Below are 15,747 nucleotides of genomic sequence, written 5' to 3'. Positions count from 1 at the left end.
AGTGAGATGCACTCGTTTTTAATTGCTAAAACCCTGCGCGTTCTTACTTCTCACTTTTTGCTTCTGTCAACAGTTAACTGTTAACTGTTAACTGTTAGCTGTCATTCTGCAACATCTACATCTACTCGTTCTCCAACATTAATATAAATCGGAGCGCCACTTTCAAAAATAGAAGGTCTAGCCTTTTGATTCGCCAGCCAAACAAAGAAAGTGCTAAGTGCAGGAGCCGGATCTTGATCGCGGCGTAACGTGTAGATCAAACCTTCGCATGGCCCGTTAATCCGGCTGCTCGTACAAATTGCTTTTTGATTATTTATCAGACCGACAGTAACATAATTAAGCTGTTTATTTCGGTTATAATTATCCAGGCGCTGAGTCACTTGTTGACAGCGAGTCAAAGGATCGTAGCCAGCACTAGAAAAGAAATTAGAATTCCAGCGAATCCAAGGTTCCCTAAACCCTTGGGGATTTTGATAGACAGTCACCGGTTCCCCGGTTGAGGTGTCGCACACAAATCCCCCCCGCTGGAGATTCGGTTGGCTTTGGCGAGAAGTGCGGTTGATGGCAATATTGCTGAGAATATCAAACCCATTAGGTAAGGTTTGCGATCGCAATGTCGTAAAAGCATCGATCGGGATTGCTGCATTCAACCCGGTTTTAATCTCCTCAACCTGACCGTTCCACTGGCTCTGCACCGTACCAACAGTATCTCCCTGACCGTGAATTCCCACAACTCTGCCATCAGCATCAAATACAGGCCCGCCACTCATCCCACGTCTTGTGACAGCTTGATAGCGCAGTCCGTAGCCCGAGGATGCGCGGCTCAGACGAGAAGAAATAATACCAGCCGTAAATTCTAGTTTTCTTTCTGATCCAGAGGCGACGGGTAGCGGATAGCCAGCCACATAAATAGTAGAACCGACCACAGCACGTTCCGATTCCCCAATGGGCGCTACTGAATACTGATCTCGGCTCTGAAACTGGATCAAAGCTAAGTCTATATCGCGATCGTTTTTCGGGAGCCGCTGTACTCTGATTGCTGTATAGCTTTTTTCCAAATGAGTGCGAATGCTGTATTCTTGGGCGAGACTTGCCACTACATGATTCGCCGTCAGAACAGTGTAAACATTCCCCTGTTTAGCAATAATTACTCCTGAGCCACTAGCTGCAAAACCCAGCGTGTTGTTCACTTCCACAGTTGTGAACATCGCTAGCTCGGCAATTTCTTGGGCCGTTTTTGCACAAGCAGCATATTGGTGGCCGATAATTGCTGCCACTGTTACTGCACCGGTCAAGATGACGGTCAGCGCGTTAAACCGCAAACCCCACGAATTCATCGCTAACTCCCTGGCTGAGACGAGACGAACTGCAAATATGTACTGATCGGAATTCCCCAACTAGATTTAACCATCTTTTCCAATAATTCCGGCGTCGGTTCACTTCCATCTTCAAAAGCATACACGCCAAAACCGGGATCTCGATGCTTACCTCGACCGTTAATCCCAACCAACAAACCTTGAGCATTAAAAATCGGGCCACCGCTCATACCAATCTTAACCTCATTTGTATAGCCCAAGCTATAGCCTTGAGGTAAAGATTTTGGCAGCAGCAGTTCTACGAACCCCTGTGCTACGGTCAACGCCCCAGTCTCCGCCGGGAACCCGGCCGCCAGCAATGGCTCTCCCGGGGCTGCTCCCTGCGCACCAATGGGTGCTACTTGGTATTCGATCGCGGTACGAAACTCAACAATCGCTAGATCAGTATCGCCCAAGCGCCTCGGAACTTCCAGCGGTTGGTGGATCAGGCCGTCACTCGTAACGATTGTGCGATCGATCCTGTGGAAAGCCACAACGTGCCAGCTAGTCAGCACAGTATAGGTTTGGCCTTGGCGCTGGACGATCGCCCCAGAACCCGAAGATTTGGCCGTCTGGATGCGTACTGCGGTTTGACGCGCCAAGTTTTCCACGTCACCCCCCGGAATTGACCCTGAGATTGGAAATTGTCTTGTCGTTACGGCAGTTCCGAGGGCCCAGAAAAAGGGGGCAATTGCGCCTCATCGTTAATATTTTCCCCGAGCTTTGCTCTGACATCAATGTAAGGAATATTACCGCTTTCTTCCGTAGAAGGCATCCCCACCTGACCTTGGCGCCAAGCTAACAAATTATACAAAGAGCCGATCGGGTCTTGGCCGGGACGGAGGGTATAAATCAAATTTTGACAGATGCCATTGACCTGATTCGCCGTGCAGATGACCTTTTGGCCGTTCATCTGGCCGGCAGTAATGTACTTTAGCGATCGGTTCCGGCGATAGGTTTCCAGGCGTTGGCTGACTAATTGACACCGAGTTGCCGGATCGTAACCAGAACCAGAAAAATAATCAGAAGTCCACTCAATCCAAGGCTCTACAGCACCTTGAGGATTTTGATACATCGTCACCGGCGCACCTGTCGAGGTGCTGCACCAAAATCCGCTTTCCCCGACTGTCGGCCGGGCATAACTGCGTTCAGAAGCCACTGTCAGAGCGATCGCGGCGATCGCTGTTGTCGCCAAAACCTTCGTTAATTGCTGTTGGATCATGTTTTCGCTCGATTTTCAGTAGATTTGTGATAAAAAGCACCTGATTCTGCGATAATACTCTTGATACGCAAGTGAATTAAAGATCGAAATCACAGCAAATTTCAGCTCGATCGACTGCACATCAGAAACTCGGAATCATGACCGACACTCACACGTGCAGCCTTACGACAACCAGTTTTTTGTACATCAGTTAGCTAAAATCTTCTGTATGTTGTTCGCTACTTGCACATTCCCTATAACAGCGGTTTCGGTGCGGTTTGTGAACCATACCGAAATGCGTGTTCAAGTCTCAATTTGGTCGTCATTACTACTATCAAGCTCAAGCTTTCGCCAACCGGAAAGAAGCTGTTTACCTCAAACCTTGGGATAGCTAATTTTGCATGGGGTACATCACACCACTGACAAGGTATTTGATCTAACTTGCGATTTAAATCGCGAGCTTTATCTGTGGAGATACGGAGAAGGCAGGGTTGCACCAATAAGGGGAGATACCCCTCATTTTTTATTAAACACTAAAACAAAGGTATTAGCAAGTAACTTTTCGGACATTCTTGATTGCCGATCGTAGAATCACGGTTTCATGACACCACTCTAGGAGGCTACACTAACGATGCACACGATATGCTTTCCCATAAATCAAGGGTTTCAGGCTGCGATCTCAAAAATCTCCGAACTATTAAACAAGAACCCTGAACTTATTTTCGCCTTCTTAGTGCGGAAATACTTCTAAGTGAGTGTAATCAGGGATTAAGTGCTTGCTACCACCAAAATTTGGCCCGACCTACACTAACGTTGAGTTGACTATTAAAAACTTATGAACCTTATCTGCAAACATTTCGGCTATTTAGCAACTGGATTAGTTTTGATCGGCGGTAGCAGTTGTTCTAGCTACGATGCAGCAGCTAAATCAGCCGAAAACCAGAGCCAACCCTCCGCAAGCACTCATCAGTTCCGACACCTACAGCTAACCGCCAATCAAGTTGATGGTCGATCGACTCCACCGCAGACCTCTAACTCTGTGAACTCAGTTTTAGCGAATACAAAAGTAACAGAGAATACCGCGACAGTTATGGTTTATGAGGCCGACAATCTTTGTCAAAGTCTGAAGCCGACAACAGTTACAGGCCCAGAGAACCAGTTAATGTCATCGGCTGTTAATGAAGTATTAAAGCAGGAGATTTTCGCGAGTCTGGGTTTAGTGGGTTATCGGGTTAAGATCGATCGCGAGCAGGGAATAGCTACCGTAGATTTACGGGCCTTGGGGACTTCGCGGCAGAAATTGCAAAATCTGTCGAGTTGTCAAATGCTAGGTTTGTTCGGAGGCGTGCGCCAAACTTTAACCGCTTATACTCCTTGGCAAATCAAAACAGTACGTTTTACAGAGCTTGGAGAGGACATTGTGAGTACCGTTCGAGAATAATCTCTTAAAATTATTGCAGATGGTATAACCAGCTTTCTGTTGCAGTCCTATTGATCTCCGCCAAGTCCGACGATAAAACACACCGCAATTTCTATGACCCTACCTGACGGCCCCAAAACCCCCCGCTTCGTGCAGCTAGTTCAATGGATCGGCGATCCGCTGACATACATGGACGCCAACGCCAAAAAGTACGGGGAGATTTTCACGACTCGATGGGGCAACCTCGAACCCTTCGTGATGCTCCACAACCCGCAAGCGATCCAGGAAATGCTCAACAGCAAAGCGTTTGATGCTCCCGGCGATATGAACGGTATTCTCAAACCCTTGCTGGGCGAACAATCGATGATTGTCATCTCAGGAGAAAAGCATAAACGGCAGCGTCAACTATTAATGCCGCCCTTTCACGGGGAACGGATGCGTAACTGGGCTCAACAAATTTGCGATATTACCCAAGATGTTGCTAGCAAGTGGAATGTCGATCGACCTTTTGTCGCCCGTACAGCCATGCAAGAAATCACCATGCGGGTAATTTTGCAAGTTGTCTTCGGACTCGATGAAGGGCCGCGCTTGCAGCAACTGTCCCCGCTGCTGGCTGCAATTATCGACACGACAGGCTCTCCGCTGCGATCGAGTATCCTATTTCTGCCCTGGTTGCAGCAAGATTGGGGCTCTTGGAGTCCTTGGGGACGCATGAAACAGCGCCGCCAGAAAATTCAGGAACTGATGGACGCGGAAATAGCAGAACGCAGACTGCAACCAGACGTTAACCGCAACGACATTCTCAGCTTAATGATGGCAGCCCGCGACGAAAACGGCGAACCAATGACCAATGAAGAACTGCGCGACGAGTTGATGACGCTGCTGTTTGCCGGTCACGAAACCACAGCAACAGCCCTAGCTTGGGCATTTTACTGGATTCACAGTTTGCCGTCAGTGCGCCAAAAACTGCTGCAAGAATTGGACACTTTGGGCGAAAATCCCGATCCGATGGATATTTCTCGCTTGCCTTACCTGAGTGCAGTTTGTCAAGAGACGCTGCGAATTTACCCAGTGGGAATGCTGACGTTTCCGCGAGTGGTGCGGGAGCCGGTGGAATTGCTGGGGCATCAACTCGAACCGGGTACGGTGGTTTTCGGTTCGATTTATTTAACCCACCACCGTCGGGATTTGTATCCAGAACCGCTGCAATTTAAGCCGGAAAGGTTTTTGGAGAGGCAATTCTCGCCTTACGAGTATTTGCCCTTTGGAGGCGGCAGCCGCCGCTGTATCGGCTTGGCGCTGGCACAGTTGGAGATGAAGCTGGTACTCGCAACTGTTTTGCGCGATTTAGACTTAACCTTGGCCGAGAAAAAGCCCGTACAAGCCAAACGCCGAGGGGTAACTTTAGGGCCAGCCGGCGGCGTGCGGATGGCTCTGCTGGGGCGGCGGATGCGGCGCTCAAAGCCTGAACCAGTTGCTAGTGGGGTTTGAAGTCGCAGCACGCAGGGGCGGTCGATCCTCTTCGTTGGCGCAGCCCCCGTAGAGGATCGCCCCACCTGATGTTTGGTAGCAGCCGCTACATAAAACTAGCTCTAATCCTTTACCTGTAACCATCACCCGCCCTCAAATTTCAAAATTTCCGTCTAAAATAGTATGAAACTTGCGAACACACCCATAAAGCAAAAGTGGGTGATTGCAATAGTCCTCTTGATCTCTAGAAAGCCTGCCTGCCATACTTTAAAAACATATGCATACCCTGTTATTCAGCAAGGTCGGAAGCGTGTTGGCATTGCCAGCAATCTTCCGGCCTCTTTATTTTTTGTGGATGCTTCAGGCATGGGACTTTCCGATCCACAAAGCAAGGCAAAAGTATAATTTCTCCCCCTGTCGCCATCTGCCCCTTTTCACAATTAGAGAGGTTTAGCCTCCAATTGAAATAGAATTTAACAGCAAGTTAAGAAATAATTAATAACAGATTAAAAGATTTCATTCTGCCCTGATCTCAATCTTCTGTTTTCAGAAATTCTGATACCGAGACAGACTTGGGGAGGCTCTCGATATCTTGAATTTCGCTTTCGTGGGCAAAAAACTCAACTTCTTTGTCATCAATCTGGATCTGATAGCTAGCGGTAGCAGTCACAATCCGCCGCTTTTTTTTGTCTTCTATTAAAACCCAACACACTACAGGTCTGACCCACCTTTCAACGTGCTGGCTTTGCTTCGTACTCCCAAAGGCATACCAGCCTTTAGCTTCAATAATTTGAAGCACTTTGAAATCGTTATTTGCCATATATATCTCGATCGCGTTAACTTGACTATTATTATGAGGTCGAACGGCACGGTTCCCAAGCGGAGCAAAGCTTTGGAACTTATAAGCTAGACTGGACAACCAGATTTTTCGTCGGGAATCAGCGAATTAGCAGAGCATACTGTGCCTGGTTACTCGCTAAAGTTAGTTCGATATTTTGCTACTCTCCCACAATTACGGGGAAGTATCGATACCGCATCCTCAAAAATTAGTCTTGCCGTCAGCTCAACACCAGCTAACTCGCTCTTAGCTAGCTGCATTTTAGTGAATGCCAACTGCTTCCAACGCCTAGTTGGTAAGAGCGATCGGCATACAAGGCTGTTCGGATTTTATGCCGCAATCAACTGTCATTTTTACCAGCTCGGGTAAAACTTAACTAAAGATTGCCGCTTTCAATTCTAAGCCTAGGTGCGCGTAATTCTCAATTAATTGTATGGTGTAGTTGATCATTGCCAAACTGTCGATCGCACTAAACAGCCGTGTCTAACTCTTCAATTACCATCACCGTTAAACTATTCGCCGCCTTCAGTGAAGCCTACGGCGTTTCGGAACTTACATTAGAACTTCCTCCCGAAACCCCAGCGAAGCGAGTGCTCGAAAGCTCGATCGCCCAATACCCTCAATTAGAAAAGTGGCGCGATCGTACCCGCTTCGGCGTCAACCTAGAATTCGTCTCCCCCGACACCATCCTCCAAGACGGCGACGAAGTTGTACTCATCCCCCCCGTCAGCGGTGGATAATCTGATTTTGGATTTTAGATTTTGGATTGGAGAATTAAGAGCGATCGTGCGCCCAGAGATTAAGAAACCGGGTTTCTTCCTATATTTCTGCTTCCCAGACACAAAATCTCATAGAAACCCGGTTTCTCGCCCCCGCGCCCAGAGATTAAGAAACCGGGTTTCTTCCTATATTTCTGCTTCCCAGACACAAAATCTCGTAGAAACCCGGTTTCTCGCCCCCGCGCCCAGAGATTAAGAAACCGGGTTTCTTCCTAGATTTCTGGTTTCCCAACCCAAAATCTCGTAGAAACCCGGTTTCTCGCCCCCGCGCCCAGATTCAGAAACCGGGTTTCTTCCTATATTTCTGCTTCCCAACACAAAATCTCGTAGAAACCCGGTTTCTCGCCCCCGCGCCCAGACGTTAAGAAACCGGGTTTCTTCCTAGATTTCTGGTTTCCCAACCCAAAATCTCGTAGAAACCCGGTTTCTCGCCCCCGCGCCCAGAGATTAAGAAACCGGGTTTCTTCCTAGATTTCTGCTTCCCAGACACAAAATCTCATAGAAACCCGGTTTCTCGCCCCCGCGCCCAGAGATTAAGAAACCGGGTTTCTTCCTATATTTCTGCTTCCCAGACACAAAATCTCGTAGAAACCCGGTTTCTCGCCCCCGCGCCCAGAGATTAAGAAACCGGGTTTCTTCCTATATTTCTGCTTCCCAGACACAAAATCTCGTAGAAACCCGGTTTCTCGCCCCCGCGCCCAGAGATTAAGAAACCGGGTTTCTTCCTAGATTTCTGGTTTCCCAACCCAAAATCTCGTAGAAACCCGGTTTCTCGCCCCCGCGCCCAGATTCAGAAACCGGGTTTCTCGCCTCCCATGCGTCAGCGTTTTGAGTTTTGAGTTACCAAGCAAAAAAAACTTTATAAAGTTTTGAAATTAGTTTTGCAGCCACTTCATTCTTGAGTTCGTTTAATTGAGACAATTTCCCTCAGGATCTGGCTGCTTTCACAGAGGTTGAAAACCTGTCTGAGAAAGAAATTGAAGACGATCGATCTACCTCCCGTCTAGCGCCAAATCTTGCTACAAAATCAATCCCGACTAAAAAAATCGGGTATGGTTGACGGGGTAGATCGACCGTGCTAATCTTGGCTAAGAATTAGAAAACATCGCAAAACTAGAGAGTTGAGCTATGACCCAGGCGACCAGAACCCAATCCACAGCAGCAACCTTCACAGCCCTCAAGTGTAAAGAATGCGGCGAAGAGTACGAACTCCAAGCCAAGCACGTCTGCGATTGCTGTTTTGGCCCGCTAGAAGTCAAGTACGACTACGAGGCGATCCGCCGCCGTGTCACTCGCCAAACCATCCAAGCAGGCCCCAACTCAATCTGGCGCTACCGCGAATTTTTACCAGTCGCTACAGATAACGTCATTGATGTCGGCACGGGGATGACTCCTCTGGTAAAATCCCACCGATTAGCACGCCGCCTCGGCCTCAAAAATCTTTACATCAAAAACGATGCCGTCAATATGCCCACTCTCAGCTTTAAGGACAGAGTGGTGTCAGTCGCCCTCAGCAGAGCGAGAGAATTGGGTTTTACCACAGTATCCTGCGCCAGCACTGGCAACTTAGCTAACTCCACCGCTGCGATCGCAGCCCACGCCGGTCTCGACTGCGTAGTCTTCATCCCTTCAGACTTAGAAGCTGGCAAAGTCCTCGGCACTCTGATTTACAACCCAACTGTCATGTCAGTTCACGGCAACTACGACCAAGTTAACCGTCTCTGCTGCGAAGTCGCCAATACACACGGTTGGGGATTTGTCAATATCAATTTGCGTCCCTACTACTCCGAAGGATCGAAAACCCTTGGCTACGAGGTTGCCGAACAGTTAGGCTGGCAATTGCCAGATCATATCGTTGCCCCGCTGGCTTCAGGCTCTTTGTTCACCAAGATTTACAAAGGCTTTAACGAATTCATCGAAGTCGGTTTAGTTGATGAGAAGAAAGTTCGATTCAGTGGCGCTCAAGCCGACGGTTGTTCGCCGATCGCCCAAGCATACCGCGAAGGTCGCGATTTTGTAACACCGGTCAAACCGAATACAATTGCTAAATCGATCGCGATCGGCAATCCAGCAGACGGGATGTACGCACTTGAAATCGCCCGCAAAACCAACGGAAACATCGAATCCGTCAGCGACACCGAAATCATCGAAGGCATGAAACTGCTGGCAGAAACTGAAGGTATCTTCACCGAAACCGCAGGCGGCACGACGATCGCAGTCTTGAAGAAACTCGTAGAAGCAGGTAAAATCAATCCCGACGAAACCACCGTCGCCTACATCACTGGTAACGGCTTAAAAACCCAAGAAGCAGTTCAAGGCTACATCGGCGAACCCATCACCCTCGAACCAAAACTCGAAGCCTTCGAGCGCGCCCTCGAACGCGCCCGCACCCTCGAACGCTTAGAATGGCAACAAGCTTCTGTTTAATAGTCATTGGTCATTAGTGATTAGTCATTAGTTATTGGTAATTAGTTGTTAAGCTATTGACTAATCACTAATGACTAAGAACTAAGGACTACTGACTAAGGACTACTGACTAAGGACTACTGACTAAGGACTAAGGACTAAAAAAATGACCGTCAAAGTTTTAATTCCGACTCCGCTGCAAAAATTTACCAGCAATCAAGCCACCATCGAATGCGGTGGTGCTAATATTTCCGAACTCATTGAATCCCTGGAAACAAATTGTCCCGGAATCAAAAAAAGCCTGTGCGACGAAAAGGGAGAACCCCGCAGGTTTCTCAACTTCTACGTCAACAGCGAAGACATCCGCTTTTTGGATGGTACAGGAACAGTCCTCAAGGATGGTGATGAAGTTAGCATTGTTCCAGCAGTTGCTGGCGGCTGATGAAAGCAACCGCAGATGGGGGCAGATAAACGCAGATGAACGCAGATAGAATTAATTACTATCTGCGTTCGTTTGTATTATATTTATTGCAAAAAACCCTAGGACGGAATGTGCTGTTTAGATCCTGTCCAAACAGAACGATCGCAATAAGATTAGTTTGTAGTGAGGACTTCAGTCCGCTTTTAAGAAGGACTAAAGTCCTCACTACAAACAGTTTTAATGAGGACTTCAGTCCGCTTTTAAGAAGGACTAAAGTCCTCACTACAAACAGTTTTAATGAGGACTTCAGTCCGCTTTTAAGAAGGACTAAAGTCCTCACTACAAACAGTTTTAATGAGGACTTCAGTCCGCTTTTAAGAAGGACTAAAGTCCTCACTACAAACAGTTTTAATGAGGACTTCAGTCCGCTTTTAAGAAGGACTAAAGTCCTCACTACAAACAGTTTTAATGAGGACTTCAGTCCGCTTTTAAGAAGGACTAAAGTCCTCACTACAAACAGTTTGTAATGAGGACTTCAGTCCGCTATTAAGAAGGACTAAAGTCCTCACTACAAACCTACGGGTAATCCCGACATCAGATCAAACACAAATCCCTGGCTTTGCGCCAGGGATTGTTAATTCTAGGAAACGACGGAAGCAACTTTTGCTGCTGTCCGGGGGCGACGACGACCTGTTACTGCATTAGCCGGAACCGGTGCTGGTGCTGGTGTTGGCGCCGATGTGGATGATGGGCCACCTAATAACTTAGGTGCTTCCAGGGAACCAGGAGCCACTGCGGGTGTTTCCCATTTCACAAAAGCTGCTCCTTCGGGAATTTGCATCAGGAATACTAACATAGGATTGCTTTGCAGTTCCCGGCGCAGTACGCGGCTAATTGCTCGTTCTATTTGGGTTTGTACTCCTACCCAGTCTACGTCAACTCCTGATTCGGCAGTTGTAGAAGGTCTGACAAACTCTGACCAACGATCGCTTAAAATAGTATCAATGGTTTGAGTTATCGATTGTTGTAACAGTTCGCGATCGGCTGATGTGACTACACCTTTTAAGTGTATTTGCGGTGTAGCAACCAATTTGCCTTCTGCGTTCAACGCCGCAGCTACTGTCACTGCACCATCTCCAGCCAATTGCTGACGTTCCTTGAGGACGTTCGCTTTGACTACGCCCGATCGAGAAGAGTCTACTAATTCAATTCCTGAAGGTACTTTAGTACCAAGTCGCATCGAATTTTCAGTTAATTCTACGACATCACCGTTGTCAATAATCACCATATTGCTCGCGGGAATGCCCATGCTTTGAGCCGTCTTGGAGTGCTGAACCAGCATCCGGTGTTCTCCGTGTACCGGCAAGAAGAACTTGGGACGAGTCATGTTAATCATTAACTTTTGGTCTTCCTGACAGCCGTGCCCGGAAACGTGAATGCCTTTGTCCCGGCCGTAAACCACGTTTGCTCCCATCATCATTAGTTTATCGATCGTATTTACCACTGCGATCGTATTTCCAGGAATCGGATTAGCCGAGAAAATGACTGTATCGCCTTTTTTGATTTTCACTTCGTGATGTTCGCCGTTAGCAATACGAGTCATCGCGGCCATCGGTTCGCCTTGGGAACCTGTAGTTAAAATCAAAACTTTATCATCTGGCAAATTACGGATTTCTTTGAGCGGTTTGAAAAGACTATCTTCGCATTTGATGTAGCCGAGATTGCGGCAGTGAGCGATGACGTTCAGCATCGAGCGGCCAACCACTCCGACATACCGATTGTTTTTCTTAGCCAACTCCAACACAATTTGTAATCGGTGTACCGACGAAGCAAAAGTCGTCAGCATCACTCTTCCTGTTGCTTGAGCGATAATTCTGTCTAAATTCGGAGCGACTGAACGTTCTGAAGCAGTAAAACCAGGAACTTCTGAGTTAGTAGAATCGCTGATCAAGCACAGCACGCCTCTTTCGCCGTACTCCGCCAGCTTTTGCAAATCAAAATGCTCGCCGTCTACAGGAGTGTGGTCTATTTTAAAGTCTCCGGTGTGAATAATAATTCCGACGGGAGTGTGAATAGCCACAGTGAAGCTGTCGGCCATCGAGTGAGTATTACGGATGTATTCTACTAAGAAATTCTTGCCAATCCTGACCGTATCCCGCGGTCGAACTGTCCTCAATTCTGTGCGGTGAGATACTCCGGCTTCTTCCAATTTTCCGGCTAGCAAAGCCATCGCCAAGCGCGGGCCGTAGATTACTGGGATTTCAAATTGTTTGAGGTGGTAAGGGATGCCACCGATATGATCTTCGTGACCGTGAGTCACGATCATACCTTTAATTTTGTGGCTGTTTTCCCGCAGGTAAGTCATGTCTGGGAGGACAATATTTACACCGTGCATTCCATCTGTGGGGAAAGCTAAACCTGCATCTAAAAGAATAATTTCATCGCCGTACTCGAACACACAAGTGTTTTTACCGATTTCGTGCAGCCCGCCGAGGGGAATAACTTTTAGAGCTGATGCAGTTGTATTTTTGATCATGCGTATCCTTTGTTAGTTATTTTGTTATTAGTCTGTTGTCTTTCGTCTTTTGTCTGATTTTCGTTAGTAGGGTGATTTTTTTCCACATATTAGATAGTGAAAAACTCCCTGCGGGTTTGACGAACCCGTACAGTCAGTTGTCTTTTGCCTTCAGTCTTTCTTCCTCTGTCTTTGGTCTACCACCATTAGCTAATTACTAACAGTTAATGACTGATGACTGATGACTAATGACTGATGACTGATCACAACTAATATTCAGTTGTCTGAAAACTCGTTCTCGCCCCTCTAGATAGCTGATACTGCGGCTAGCTGACTGAGTACGTCCTTTAATTTTTGAGTTACCTCAACGGGCGCATCGCACAGGGGCGGACGGGTGGAACCTACATCCCAGCCTTGAAGTTTAAGAGCTGCCTTGACGGGAATGGGATTTGTGGTGAGAAAAAGAGCTTTAAACAGGTCAAAAAGTTGCAAGTGAATCTGGGTAGCGACTTGAACTTGACCAGTCTCGAAAGCTTCGATCATCTGTTGTAGTTGCTCTCCTACCAGATGGCTGGCTACGCTAACTACACCAGATCCTCCTACCGCCAACATCGGCAAAGTTAGGGAATCATCTCCAGCATATATGGCAAATTCAGGGGGTGTCAAGCGTCGAATTTGGCTGGCTTGATCCAAGTTGCCACTTGCTTCTTTTACGGCTGCAATGTTGGGGATTTCTGCCAGTCGAGCTACTGTTTCCGGCAACATATTTTGGCCTGTACGACCGGGGATGTTATATAACATTATAGGCAATTCTGGAGCAGATTGCGCGATCGCCCGAAAATGATTGTACAAACCTTCTTGCGGCGGCTTGTTGTAATAAGGAACCACCTGCAAGCAACCATCTAACCCTAGTTTAGCTGCTTTTTTCGTTGCTGCGATCGCTTCTGAGGTAGAATTCGACCCGGCTCCTGCTATGACCAAAGCCTTACCTGCTACTGCCTTTTGCACCACCTGAAATAATTGGTATTCTTCATCCCAAGTCATAGTGGGAGATTCGCCCGTAGTTCCGCACACTACCAAGGCATCCGTACCGCGATCGGCTAAATGCACTGCCAATTGTTCTGCTACCACATAGTTAACGCTGCCGTCTTCCTTAAACGGCGTAATCATTGCAGTCAGAACCCGTCCAAACTTTACCACACTTTCTCCGATTTTAGACTGTTGATTTTTGATGAGAATTTTTTTGATGTCAGGTGAAAGGTTTATCTACAATCGTCCTTTCAATTGACTTCATTGCCCGCTTCAGTCGATTTTTGATGATAAATTTTAAATCTTTGATTTACTCCACATATTTATCTGGGAGCATGAACTCGGATTTAAAATTTTGGGAGCTTTGCGACTTTATTAGGGGGCTGGTATCTGTTTTTTTTAGGCAGAGGCTTCTTATTTTAAAGCAGCCGCCAGAGGGATTCGCAGTAAGTCTTTATCTGCCAGCAACTCAGCTATCTGCACCGCATTTAAAGCAGCCCCTTTGCGAATTTGGTCGCCGCACAGCCACATCTCCAACCCACAGGGGTGAGAAATATCTTGGCGAATTCTGCCGACTAGCACTTCATCCTTTCCGCTGGCCTCGACGGGCATCGGGAAATAATTAGCTTGCCAGTCTTCTACTAGCTTAACGCCGATCGCCTCTTTTAAGATTTCCCTAGCCTCGATCGGGCTAAAAGGCTCTGCAAACTCTAGATTAATCGCCTCCGAATGAGCGCGCAGTACCGGAACCCTGACGCAAGTTGCAGAAATTCTCATCTCGTCACTACCAAAAATCTTCCGAGTTTCGTTTACCATTTTCATCTCTTCCTCACAATACCCCAAATCGTTAATCGGCGTATTGTGCGGAAACAAGTTAAAAGCCAACGGGTAGGGAAATATCTCGGTTTTGGGAGTTTCCCCTGCCAAAATAGCTCTGGCTTGATCTTTCATTTCCTCCATTGCCTTGGCGCCCGCGCCGCTTGCAGACTGGTAAGTTGCTACCACTATGCGCTTGACCGGCTTAACTTTGTGCAGCGGCCACACCGCAACTGCCATCAAAATTGTCGTGCAGTTGGGATTAGCTATGATACCTCGGTGAGCTGCCGCCGCTTGGGGATTGACTTCAGGAACAACTAGAGGTACCGTCGCATCCATGCGGAAAGCGCTGGAATTGTCGATTACCACGGCTCCGGCTGCAACTGCTTTGGGAGCCCAGAGTTTAGAAGTAGAGCCACCCGCGGAGGCGAGCACTAAATCTACATGATCGAACGATCGCTCCGACACTGCTTCGACCGGCAACATCTCGCCGCCAAAGGGCAAAGTTGTGCCTGCTGAACGTTCCGAAGCCAGCAGCTTCAAGTCGGATATCGGAAAATTCCGGTCGTGCAACAGCTCCCTCAACTCGGCACCGACTGCGCCGGTAGCTCCTAAAATGGCAACTCGATAGGATTGAGACAAATTAGTTTCCTCCAAAAAATAAATTCTTAACGATCGAAATCAAAAATTTAAATAACCGCAATACTCATCAATATCTAACTGAATTAATCTTATGCGACATTAGGGCGCGAGCCTATGGCAAGGGTGCAGTTAACCACAGCGGTCGATCGTACTCAATTTTAGTTTAGCATCTTTCGCCGATCGCCCCGCGAGCCGATCGTACTGGGGTGAATTTTTCGGAACTACCTGCCTTTTAGCAGGCGCGTCCATAGATTTTATGAGCGCCCCTGATCTTAGAAACATTGACATCAGAGGGCGATATATGCTATGGTGCATCGGCGATTAATGGACTTAACATCCACATTCCTAGCAGCCAAACCTAGTATCCTCAAACCAAAACTATTTGGCAAGAGCGAAAAAAGTAGCCGGAAACGACTTACAGTCTAATCCGGTAGAGGTGTTGGTAGTTGTGCCGTTACAAGTCAAAGCGTACAAACTTAAAATGCAAGCAAAGTCAGATTTGTATGTATTTTATCAAAATTGTTAAATATCACAAAAGCCGGTCAGTAACTCATGGCTAAGTGCCACTGAGCTTGTAAGAGTAATCAAACAAGCTGTACTGACCAGCCTAAGACTTTCGAGGTCTACGTTATTTGGGTCACGACACCCTGTGGATGCGAAGCTAGTCCCCTGCTCTGTCGCTAGTGGTTAAACAGTTCTAAAGTCACTCTTTACAGTGCTGCTAGCCGGAAAAAGCCCTTATAACATTGACCGACAAGCTAACATTACCCCGTAAGGGAGGCTCCAAAAGAGCAAACATTATGCGTACAGGATTGTAAGGTTTGAGATGGTAATTGTCCCATTGAAAGTACATTA

The 15,747-nt window shown here is 47.4% G+C and carries 13 protein-coding genes; 6 read left to right on the top strand and 7 right to left on the bottom strand.

Annotated features, from left to right (window positions below; all coding sequences use genetic code 11):
* Window positions 1-101: 101 nt before the first annotated feature.
* Genes QZW47_RS17730 through QZW47_RS17720 form a run of 3 tightly spaced genes read right to left on the bottom strand, consistent with a single transcriptional unit; the run spans window position 102 to window position 2,577 of the window.
* Window positions 102-1,337 carry a COP23 domain-containing protein gene (locus QZW47_RS17730; protein ID WP_293129174.1) on the bottom strand — a complete coding sequence of 412 codons (1,236 nt, stop codon included), beginning with the start codon at window positions 1,335-1,337 and terminating at the stop codon, window positions 102-104.
* Window positions 1,338-1,339: 2 nt separating this feature from the next.
* Window positions 1,340-1,966 carry a serine protease gene (locus tag QZW47_RS17725; RefSeq protein WP_293129172.1) on the bottom strand — a complete coding sequence of 209 codons (627 nt, stop codon included), beginning with the start codon at window positions 1,964-1,966 and terminating at the stop codon, window positions 1,340-1,342.
* 44 nt (window positions 1,967-2,010) lie between these two features.
* Entirely contained in the window at window positions 2,011-2,577 is a 567-nt protein-coding gene (locus tag QZW47_RS17720; RefSeq protein WP_293129170.1) for a COP23 domain-containing protein, read from the bottom strand.
* Window positions 2,578-3,391: 814 nt separating this feature from the next.
* Here QZW47_RS17720 and QZW47_RS17715 point away from each other — a divergent pair.
* The 3 genes from QZW47_RS17715 (at window position 3,392) to QZW47_RS17705 (ending at window position 5,851) form a co-directional block, all read left to right on the top strand.
* Window positions 3,392-3,997 (top strand): hypothetical protein, encoded by a 606-nt coding sequence (locus QZW47_RS17715; RefSeq protein WP_293129168.1) that lies wholly within the window; start codon window positions 3,392-3,394, stop codon window positions 3,995-3,997.
* A gap of 93 nt (window positions 3,998-4,090) precedes the next feature.
* The gene (locus QZW47_RS17710; RefSeq protein WP_293129166.1) at window positions 4,091-5,467 is read left to right on the top strand and encodes a cytochrome P450; all 1,377 of its coding nucleotides are present in this window, start codon (window positions 4,091-4,093) and stop codon (window positions 5,465-5,467) included.
* Window positions 5,468-5,629: 162 nt separating this feature from the next.
* On the top strand, window positions 5,630-5,851 hold the full coding sequence (locus QZW47_RS17705) for a hypothetical protein (protein WP_293129164.1): 222 nt from the start codon (window positions 5,630-5,632) through the stop codon (window positions 5,849-5,851).
* A 127-nt stretch (window positions 5,852-5,978) separates the two neighbouring features.
* Here QZW47_RS17705 and QZW47_RS17700 read toward each other — a convergent pair whose 3' ends face one another.
* Window positions 5,979-6,266 carry a hypothetical protein gene (locus QZW47_RS17700; RefSeq protein ID WP_293129162.1) on the bottom strand — a complete coding sequence of 96 codons (288 nt, stop codon included), beginning with the start codon at window positions 6,264-6,266 and terminating at the stop codon, window positions 5,979-5,981.
* A gap of 497 nt (window positions 6,267-6,763) precedes the next feature.
* Here QZW47_RS17700 and QZW47_RS17695 point away from each other — a divergent pair, with 497 nt between their 5' ends.
* The 3 genes from QZW47_RS17695 to QZW47_RS17685 all read left to right on the top strand — a co-directional run bounded on the left by QZW47_RS17695 (window position 6,764) and on the right by QZW47_RS17685 (window position 9,911).
* Window positions 6,764-7,024 (top strand): MoaD/ThiS family protein, encoded by a 261-nt coding sequence (locus tag QZW47_RS17695; protein WP_293129158.1) that lies wholly within the window; start codon window positions 6,764-6,766, stop codon window positions 7,022-7,024.
* A gap of 1,167 nt (window positions 7,025-8,191) precedes the next feature.
* Window positions 8,192-9,490 (top strand): threonine synthase, encoded by a 1,299-nt coding sequence (gene thrC / locus QZW47_RS17690; protein WP_293129156.1) that lies wholly within the window; start codon window positions 8,192-8,194, stop codon window positions 9,488-9,490.
* 145 nt (window positions 9,491-9,635) lie between these two features.
* A complete protein-coding gene (locus QZW47_RS17685) occupies window positions 9,636-9,911 on the top strand; it encodes a MoaD/ThiS family protein (protein ID WP_293129154.1) in 276 nt (91 codons plus the stop codon).
* A 619-nt stretch (window positions 9,912-10,530) separates the two neighbouring features.
* On the opposite strand, the gene QZW47_RS17680 is transcribed toward QZW47_RS17685, so the two are convergent.
* The 3 genes from QZW47_RS17680 to QZW47_RS17670 form a co-directional block, all read right to left on the bottom strand.
* Window positions 10,531-12,426, bottom strand: coding sequence for a ribonuclease J (locus tag QZW47_RS17680; RefSeq protein WP_293129152.1), 1,896 nt, complete (start codon window positions 12,424-12,426; stop codon window positions 10,531-10,533).
* Window positions 12,427-12,711: 285 nt separating this feature from the next.
* Window positions 12,712-13,605, bottom strand: a complete 894-nt coding sequence (gene dapA / locus QZW47_RS17675; RefSeq protein ID WP_293129150.1) for a 4-hydroxy-tetrahydrodipicolinate synthase — start codon at window positions 13,603-13,605, stop codon at window positions 12,712-12,714.
* 243 nt (window positions 13,606-13,848) lie between these two features.
* Window positions 13,849-14,892, bottom strand: coding sequence for an aspartate-semialdehyde dehydrogenase (locus QZW47_RS17670; RefSeq protein WP_293129148.1), 1,044 nt, complete (start codon window positions 14,890-14,892; stop codon window positions 13,849-13,851).
* Between the last annotated feature and the right edge of the window lie 855 nt (window positions 14,893-15,747).

Origin of the sequence: Microcoleus sp. bin38.metabat.b11b12b14.051, from assembly GCF_013299165.1 — a bacterium.
In the GTDB taxonomy this organism is placed as follows: Bacteria; Cyanobacteriota; Cyanobacteriia; order Cyanobacteriales; family Microcoleaceae; genus Microcoleus.
Note: the sequence above shows the minus strand (reverse complement) of the source record. Positions and strands in the feature narration are given on the sequence as shown.